General features: G+C 70.0%; 6 protein-coding genes and 1 pseudogene. 5 read left to right on the top strand and 2 right to left on the bottom strand.

What is annotated here, in order from left to right; genetic code table 11:
* Positions 1–93 precede the first annotated feature (93 nt).
* Positions 94–1,167 (top strand): LacI family DNA-binding transcriptional regulator, encoded by a 1,074-nt coding sequence (locus AB0Q90_RS35265; protein ID WP_363161878.1) that lies wholly within the window; start codon positions 94–96, stop codon positions 1,165–1,167.
* A gap of 53 nt (positions 1,168–1,220) precedes the next feature.
* Here the strand turns inward: AB0Q90_RS35265 and AB0Q90_RS35270 are convergent, their stop codons facing one another.
* A complete protein-coding gene (locus AB0Q90_RS35270; RefSeq protein ID WP_363161879.1) occupies positions 1,221–2,474 on the bottom strand; it encodes a DUF418 domain-containing protein in 1,254 nt (417 codons plus the stop codon).
* 417 nt (positions 2,475–2,891) lie between these two features.
* On the opposite strand from AB0Q90_RS35270, the gene AB0Q90_RS35275 reads away from it, so the two are divergent.
* The 4 genes from AB0Q90_RS35275 to AB0Q90_RS35290 all read left to right on the top strand — a co-directional run bounded on the left by AB0Q90_RS35275 (position 2,892) and on the right by AB0Q90_RS35290 (position 6,072).
* Entirely contained in the window at positions 2,892–3,560 is a 669-nt protein-coding gene (locus tag AB0Q90_RS35275) for a response regulator transcription factor (RefSeq protein ID WP_363161894.1), read from the top strand.
* Positions 3,557–4,678, top strand: coding sequence for a histidine kinase (locus AB0Q90_RS35280; RefSeq protein ID WP_363161880.1), 1,122 nt, complete (start codon positions 3,557–3,559; stop codon positions 4,676–4,678). Before AB0Q90_RS35275 ends, AB0Q90_RS35280 begins: the two co-directional genes overlap by 4 nt.
* A gap of 714 nt (positions 4,679–5,392) precedes the next feature.
* Entirely contained in the window at positions 5,393–5,668 is a 276-nt protein-coding gene (locus tag AB0Q90_RS35285; protein ID WP_363161881.1) for a hypothetical protein, read from the top strand.
* Positions 5,665–6,072 (top strand): PIN domain-containing protein, encoded by a 408-nt coding sequence (locus tag AB0Q90_RS35290; RefSeq protein WP_363161882.1) that lies wholly within the window; start codon positions 5,665–5,667, stop codon positions 6,070–6,072. The genes AB0Q90_RS35285 and AB0Q90_RS35290 overlap by 4 nt, the downstream gene beginning before the upstream one ends.
* A 224-nt stretch (positions 6,073–6,296) precedes the next feature.
* Here the strand turns inward: AB0Q90_RS35290 and AB0Q90_RS35295 are convergent.
* Positions 6,297–7,312 (bottom strand): annotated as a pseudogene (locus tag AB0Q90_RS35295) (zinc-dependent alcohol dehydrogenase family protein).
* Between the last annotated feature and the right edge of the window lie 211 nt (positions 7,313–7,523).

Genomic DNA, 7,523 nt, shown 5'->3' on the forward strand with positions numbered 1-7,523 from the left:
ACCATGTCGGCCCACCCCGCACCACCTATCCTGTGACCGCGCACATCGCCTCTCCGACCAGGCCAGGCCGAAAGTTCGAAGGACTCCCCCGCCATGACCCCAAGCCCCGCCGACGGCACGGCGTCCGCCAGGGGGCGCAGCCGCCGCAGTTTCGCCGGGACCCGGCCGGTGATGGACGACGTGGCCAAGCTGGCGGGCGTGTCCAAGCAGACGGTTTCCCGGGTGCTCAACAACCACCCGGCGGTCCGGCCCGCGACGCGTGAGGCAGTCCTGGCCGCCATGCGCACCCTCGGCTACCGGCCCAGCCGCAGCGCGCGCTCGCTGGCCAGCGGCCGCACCCGGATGCTCGGCGTGATCTCCTTCGACGCGGCCCGCTTCGGCCCCGCCTCCATCCTCACCGCGATCAACTCGGCGGCCCAGGAGGCTGGTTACCTCGTCAGCTCCATCGCCCTCGACACCGCCGACCGGGACACGGTGCTGCGCGCCGTCGACCGGCTCAGCGCGGAGAGCGCCGACGGTGTCATCGCCATCGCCCCGCAGGAACGCGTCGGCAGGGCGCTGGCACAGGCCGAGATCGACACCCCGCTGGTCGTCCTGGAGAACGACCTCGGCGACGGCACCCCCTGGGTTGCCGCGGACTCCGCAGCCGGGGCCCGCATGGCCACCGAGTATCTGCTGCACCTCGGCCACCGCACGGTCCGCCACATCGCAGGCCCGGCCGGCTGGACGCCCGCCGACCGCCGCCTGGAGAGCTGGCGGCAGACACTCGACGATGCGGGGGCGCCCGTTCCCGAGCCGCTCTTCGGCGACTGGAGCGCCGACTCCGGCTACGCCCTCGGCCGCACCCTGGCCCACGACCCGGACGTCACCGCCGTGTTCGTCTCCAACGACCAAATGGCTCTCGGGGTGCTGCGCGCCTTCCACGAGGCCGGGCGCCGCATCCCCGACGACGTCAGTGTCATCGGCTACGACGACATCCCCGAGGCCGCGCACATGCTCCCGCCACTGAGTACGGTGCGAACCGACTTCCCCGAGATCGGCCATCTCGCCCTGCGGCTGCTCCTCGACCGCATCGACGGCACCACCGAACCGCCGGCCTCCGCCGTCGTCCCGGTCGAACTCGTCGTCAGGCGCAGCACCGGTCCTCAAGGACGGCATCAGGCCTGAGGACAAGGCCCGTTCGGCGTCGGCCCGCACGGCCGACCGCCTCGGCCCGGGCCTCATCGGACGTACTTCGCCGGCTTGGTGGCGGCGTTGAGCAGAGCCTCCAGCGGTCCGCGGCGGAGGAAGCGGGACCAGACCGCGGCGAACACGATCGCCCCGAGGATGAACATGAGCACGGGCACCCAGGACGTCTGGGTGCTCTCACCGGCCGATACGCCGAGCATGGACTGCACGACGAAGTGGCCGACGTAGGCCGTCAGGGACATGGTGCCCACCGCGATGACCGGTGCCGTCAGGCGGCGCAGGCGCGGCAGGCGGTCCATCAGCACCGTCGCGCCCACGATCACGAGGATCGCGACGCCCACGCTGCCGATGATGTCGAACGTGGTGCCGCTGTGCGGCCCGGCGGACAACAGGTCCGGGGCCGACAGGTAGGGCTCGAAGGACCCGCTGCCGAAGGACGATGCCTTCTCGAACCCGGCGGACGACTTCCCGTCCTCCGCCATGCTCCTGAGCGCGTCCTTGCCCGCAAGGAGCAGGGACAGGCCGTACGCGCCGACGGTCAGGGCGGCACCGAGCGCGGCCAGGCGCCGCTGGACGGAGACTGCCGACAGGTCGAGGCGGGCCAGGGCCATGCCGGCGACCACGAACGACATCCACGTGATCGTCGGGTAGAAGCCGGTGAGCAGCAGATCGAGCACACCGACCTCGCTGAGCTTCTTGAGGGGGTCGTAGGCGTTGATGCTCTGCTGGACGGACTCGCTGAGCAGCGAGTTCAGGACGAACGCCAGCTGCGGCGTGACGAGCGCGAGCCCCGCCGCGATGATCGCCAGTGTCCTTGCCCGCAGCCGCAGCAGGGGCAGGGCGAGGAGGAAGTACACACCGTAGAAGCCGAGGATGATCACACCGCCGTACTCCATCGCCAGCACGGTGCCCAACGCCAGCAGGACCAGGGCGCGGATCGCGATCCGGGCCTTCGCCTGCCGGCCGGCCAGGCCGGTCTTCGGTTGACGGCGGCCGGCGATCAGCATCAGCGAGAACCCGGCGAGGGTGGCGAACAGGACCGACGAGTGACCGTCGGCCAGATACCGCACCCAGGTGCCGACACCGTCCGTGGCCGACAGCGCCGGACCGATGTGCACGATGTACATGCCGAACACCGCCAACGCGCGAGCCAGATCCACCCCGACCAGACGTCCCGTCGAGGGACCGCCCGCGACCTTCCCGGCGGACGGGGGCGAGGTCGCGGGCCGTGGAGGCGAGTTCTCCTGCGGGGCCGAAGTTTCCTGCGGCGGCTGTATCTGTGTCATACGGACAATCTCGCGGCGCCGTCAGGAGGCGGACCATCCGGCAGACCGCGTTGACACCCCCGCCGACCGGCCGGGACCACCCCGCCGACCGGCTGACCAGCGCCCCGGCCGGTCAGCGGGCCTGGCCATGGAGCCGGCCGGCACCGCCCCGTACACACCCCCGAACAGCACATGAGGCCGCGCCGCACAGCGGCGCGGAGCTTGCCGATGGGCCGGAGAGCCCCCCGAACGGCTGGAGCCTGCCCGCCAGGTGTCCACAGTCCCTGGTGATCGCGCCACCACGTACCCTGCCGGACGTACCGTCGGCGGCAGGCGATCACCGTACAGAGCGCGGATGCTCCCGATGCGGGATGTACGGGCCGCCGAGATGCAGGACAGAGCAGACGAGTGTGAGGCGGGACGCCGGTGATCCGGGTAGTGGTGGTGGACGACGAAGCCCTGGTGCGGTCCGGTTTCCGGATGATCCTGAACGCGTCCGACGGCATCGAGGTCGTGGCGACCGCGGAAGGGGCGCAAGCGGCCGACGTGATCCGGCGCGAGCAGCCGGACGTCGTACTCCTCGACATCCGTATGCCGGACATGGACGGCTTGACCGTCCTGCGGCAGATCCAGACTCTGCCCGCACCGCCGCACGTGGCCATGCTGACCACCTTCGACACCGACGAGTACATCCTGACCGCACTGCGCTCGGGAGCCGCCGGCTTCCTGCTCAAGGACACCGAGCCCGAGCAACTCGCCCAGCTGGTCCGAACCTTGGCCGCGGGCGGGGTGGTGATGTCCCCGAAAGCCTCACGCGCACTGCTGCGCAGTCACCCGGGGGCGGGAGCACCCCAGGACGCGGACGTGGCACGGGTGAACCTGCTCAGCGACCGGGAGCGCGACGTCCTCGTCCTGGTCGCGGAAGGACTGTCCAACGCCGACATCGGCACCCGCATCCATCTGAGCGCGGGCACCGTCAAGGACCACGTCAGCTCAATCCTGACCAAACTGCGGGTCTCCAGCCGAGTCCAGGCCGCACTGCTCGCCGAGCGGGCCGGACTGCTCACCGAGAGGCGTGACGACGCGGCACGGGACAACGGACGATGAGCACGGGCCGGGCACCGTGGCGGCGGGTGCCGCCCTGGGCCGTCGACGCGGGCCTCGTCGCACTCGCCCTGCTCGACGCCTGGATCATCCTCTACGACGAGGGAACCCCCCTGGTGTGGGCCTGCGTAGCCCTCGGCAGCGCGGCAATGTTCCTGCGCAGGCGCTTTCCCCTGGCCGTCTTCCTGCTGACCCTGCCCATGACCCTGTTCATGGACGTCGCGGTCGCCCCGATCACCGCCCTGTACACACTGGCCGCGTCCACCCGCAACCGCTCGCTGTTGGCTGGCTGCGCCCTGCTGAACGCGGCGGGAGGCACCCTCGCCTGGCCCCTGTCCGACGCGTTCACCAGCGACCGGACCTGGACGCTGGTCCAGTTCGTCTACACGCTGGCCACGGCCATGGCCCCCGTGCTGTTCGGCCAGCTCGTGCAGGCCGGACACGACGTGGCCCGCCAGCTGGCCGAAGTCGAGGAGGCCCGGGAACACGAACGCACCCTGCACGCCCAGACCGTCCTCGCCCGCGAACGGGCCCAGCTGGCCCGCGAGATGCACGACGTCGTCTCCCACCAGGTCAGCCTCATCGCCGTACAGGCCGGAGCCCTCCAGATCGCCGCCAAGGACCCCGACGCCCGCCAGGCCGCCCGCACCATCCGCACTCTGAGCGTGGACACCCTCGACGAACTCCGCCACATGGTCACCCTGCTCCGCGCCTCCGGCGGCAAGGAGACCGAACTCGCACCCCAGCCCACCCTTGCCGGCCTCCAGCAGCTCATCGCCAACAGCGGCATCGAGACGACCCTGACCGGAGAGCTTCCTCCCGGCATCAGCACGACCGCCCAGCGCACCGTCTACCGCACGATCCAGGAAGCCCTCACCAACGTGCGCAAGCACGCCCCCGGAGCCCACGCAGAAGTACGCCTGCGGCACGACGCGCACCACTTCGGCGTCACCGTCACCAACACCGCCCCCACCCGCCCGTCCGTCGCCCTGCCCAGCGCCTGCCACGGCCTCATCGGCCTGAAGGAACGCGCCGAACTGCTCAATGGCACCCTCACCGCCGAACCCACCCCGCAGGGCGGTTACCAGGTCGAACTACGCGCCCCCGCCCAGCCCGACTGAGCCGCTCCCACGAGCACCCGCCGCCGGGCCCCCGACCGCCGGGGGACCTGTCCGTACGGGCATGGGCCCGCGTGAATGATGTACGAGTCGACGAACGCCGTCCCGAGGTGGACGGGTACGACGTCCAAGAGGGCCCGTCGAGTGCTCGACCACGCGCCGTCGGCCCCGATGACCAGGGCGAGGTCCATGGTCGTGCCGTCGGGAAACGGGGCGACATGGCCGACGAGGGCTCCCCATACGACTGTTCCTTGCGCGAGGAAGCCGAGGAGGACCTTCCTGAGCCGGGCACAGCCGATGTCCGGTGCCTCTGTTTCCGTTGTTGCGGAGGGGATTCGGTGCAGCAGCGTGGCCGTGCGGTGTCGGACCGCAGGCCGAACGAGCCGCCCGGGTAGCGGTCGCCGGCCGGGCCGCAGGTGCGCCCCTAGTTCGCCGGAGAAAACAGGAAGGGGCCAGACCCTAAGATCTTGGCCCCTGACCTGGGGTTTACTGCCTGACCAGCACCTCAGCCGATCACGGCGTCAGCCCGTCAGACGTTGAAGCGGAACTCGGCCACAAGGCCCTGACCTGCAGGTTCATAGGCGCATCCCAGCACCATCCCAGCACGGGAGCCGCGACAAAGTACAAGAAGATCCAATGGCGCCGAGACTACGCCGCCGGATGCGGGCTGCACAGCATTCCACCCGATGTAATAGTTCCTGTACTAGACTGGTCCTCATGAAGTCACCACGCCCTGGCGGCACGGAGAACATCTCCGTCTCGATGCCCTCGGAACTCCTCGGTGCTCTGCGCACGCGTACCGGCAAGCGCGGCGTGTCCGCGTACGTGACGGCAGCGGTCCGGCATCAACTCGCCATGGACGGCCTCGCCGAGATCGTGGCCGCCTACGAAGCCGAGCACGAGCTGCTGAACGAGGCCGAAGTCCAGGCGGCGCAGCGCGAACTGTTCGGTGACGCACCGGCGCCCTACGCGTCGAACGACAGCGCCGCATGAAAGAGCCCGCGGCCAGGTCCCTGGTGCTCGACTCCCAGGCACTGTCGCTGCTCCTGCGCAACGACCGCCAGATGATCACCCGGATCGAGGCCGCTCGGCGCGTAGGGGTGCCGGTCCTCGTATCGGCTCTGACGGTGGTGGAGGCCGTCTACGGAAAGACGGATACCGCCCGGCTGCACTGGATGCTCTCCCGGCTCCAGGTCCAGGACGTCACCCAGGCGGACAGCCTCACCGCGGTGCAGCTGCTGAGCGACGCCGGTGGCCTGCACGGTCACAAGTACGCCATCGACGCCCTCGTCGCCGCGATGGCGCTCCGCTCCCCGGCGCCCGTCCTCGTACTGACCTCGGACCGTGACGACTGGTCAAAACTGTGCGGGGACCGCGTACAGATCAAGGACGTCTGAAGAGCCGGGAGCGGGCCGAGGCCAGCCCCACGGCACCAGGTGGCATCCCCCTCGCGCGTCATACGACAACGCGGTGCTCGCCGCACTCGGCTCCGTCCCTCGCTCGTTGCGGCTTGTTCCGTGTGGGGGCGAGGGAGGCGCTCCCAGCTGGTCACGCCGAGCCGCAGGTAGGCGGGCAAGTCGCCCCTCCGTCAGCCGATTCAGGTCGACACGGCGTGGTCGGGTCAGGGGGTGAGGAGGGTTTTGATGGCCCGGCGTTCGTCCATGGCCTTGTAGCCGGCGGCGACCTGATCGAGGGGCAGGGTGAGGTCGAAGACCTTGCCGGGGTCGATGGCGCCGGTCAGGACGCGCTGGATGAGGTCGGGCAGGTAGCGGCGGACGGGGGCAGGGCCGCCGCGCAGGCCGACGTGGGAGAAGAACAGTTCCTGGCCGTCGATCGCGACCTCGTGGGGGACACCGACGAAGCCGACGTTGCCGCCGGGCCGGGTGGAGTGCAGCGCCTGGCTCATGGCCTGGGCGGTGCCGACGCACTCCAGGACGGAGTCGGCGCCGATGCCGCCGGTCAGCTCCTTGATCCGGGCGACGCCCTCCTCGCCGCGCTCGGTGACGATGTCGGTGGCGCCGAACTCGCGGGCGAGCTTCTGCCGGCTCTCGTGGCGCGACATGGCGATGATGCGCTCGGCACCCATTTCCTTCGCGGCGATCACACCGCACAGGCCGACCGCACCGTCACCGACCACCACGGCGGTCGAGCCGGGCGTGACCTCGGCGGCCTCGGCAGCCCACCAGCCCGTGCCCATCACATCCGAGACGGCCAGCAGACCGGGCCAGAACCGCTCGTCAGGGATCTCGTCGGTGGCGACCAGGGTGCCCTGGGCGTTGGGGATACGGACGTAGTCGGCCTGGCAAGTGGACATGAACTCGCGGTTCAAGCAGTCGACGGGAAGCCGTTGCGGCAGTTCGCGCAGGTGCTGTCCGAGGTCGCGAAGGAGCCGACGACGAACTGGCCGGGCTTGACCGCGGTGACCTCGGACCCCACTTCCTCCACGAAGCCGACGTACTCATGCCCCATCGGATGCGCCTGCTCGGTCGGCTCCGCACCCCGATACGGCCACAGGTCCGAACCGCACACACACGTCACCGCGGTCCGGATGATCGCGTCGGTGGGCTTGAGGATCTTCGGGTCCGCAAGGGTCTCGAAGCGGATGTCGCCCGGGGCGTGAATCACTGCACCACGCATGAGAGGGTCCTACCTTTCCATGGAGGGAATTGACTGGTCGGAGCACCCGAGCCGGTCCAGCTCAAGGTGCCGGTGTGAAGAAGCTTGTGTGTGGCGGGCTCAGAAGATGAGCACCAGGGGCCTCCCCCTGAGTGGTGGACACGCTGATACTGGATCTGCTTGATCCGGAGGAAGCGAGAAGACCGCCGATGGCGATGAAGGACTATTCGGA

The sequence above is a fragment of the Streptomyces sp. NPDC079141 genome (assembly GCF_040686775.1).
Taxonomy (GTDB): Bacteria; Actinomycetota; Actinomycetes; order Streptomycetales; family Streptomycetaceae; genus Streptomyces.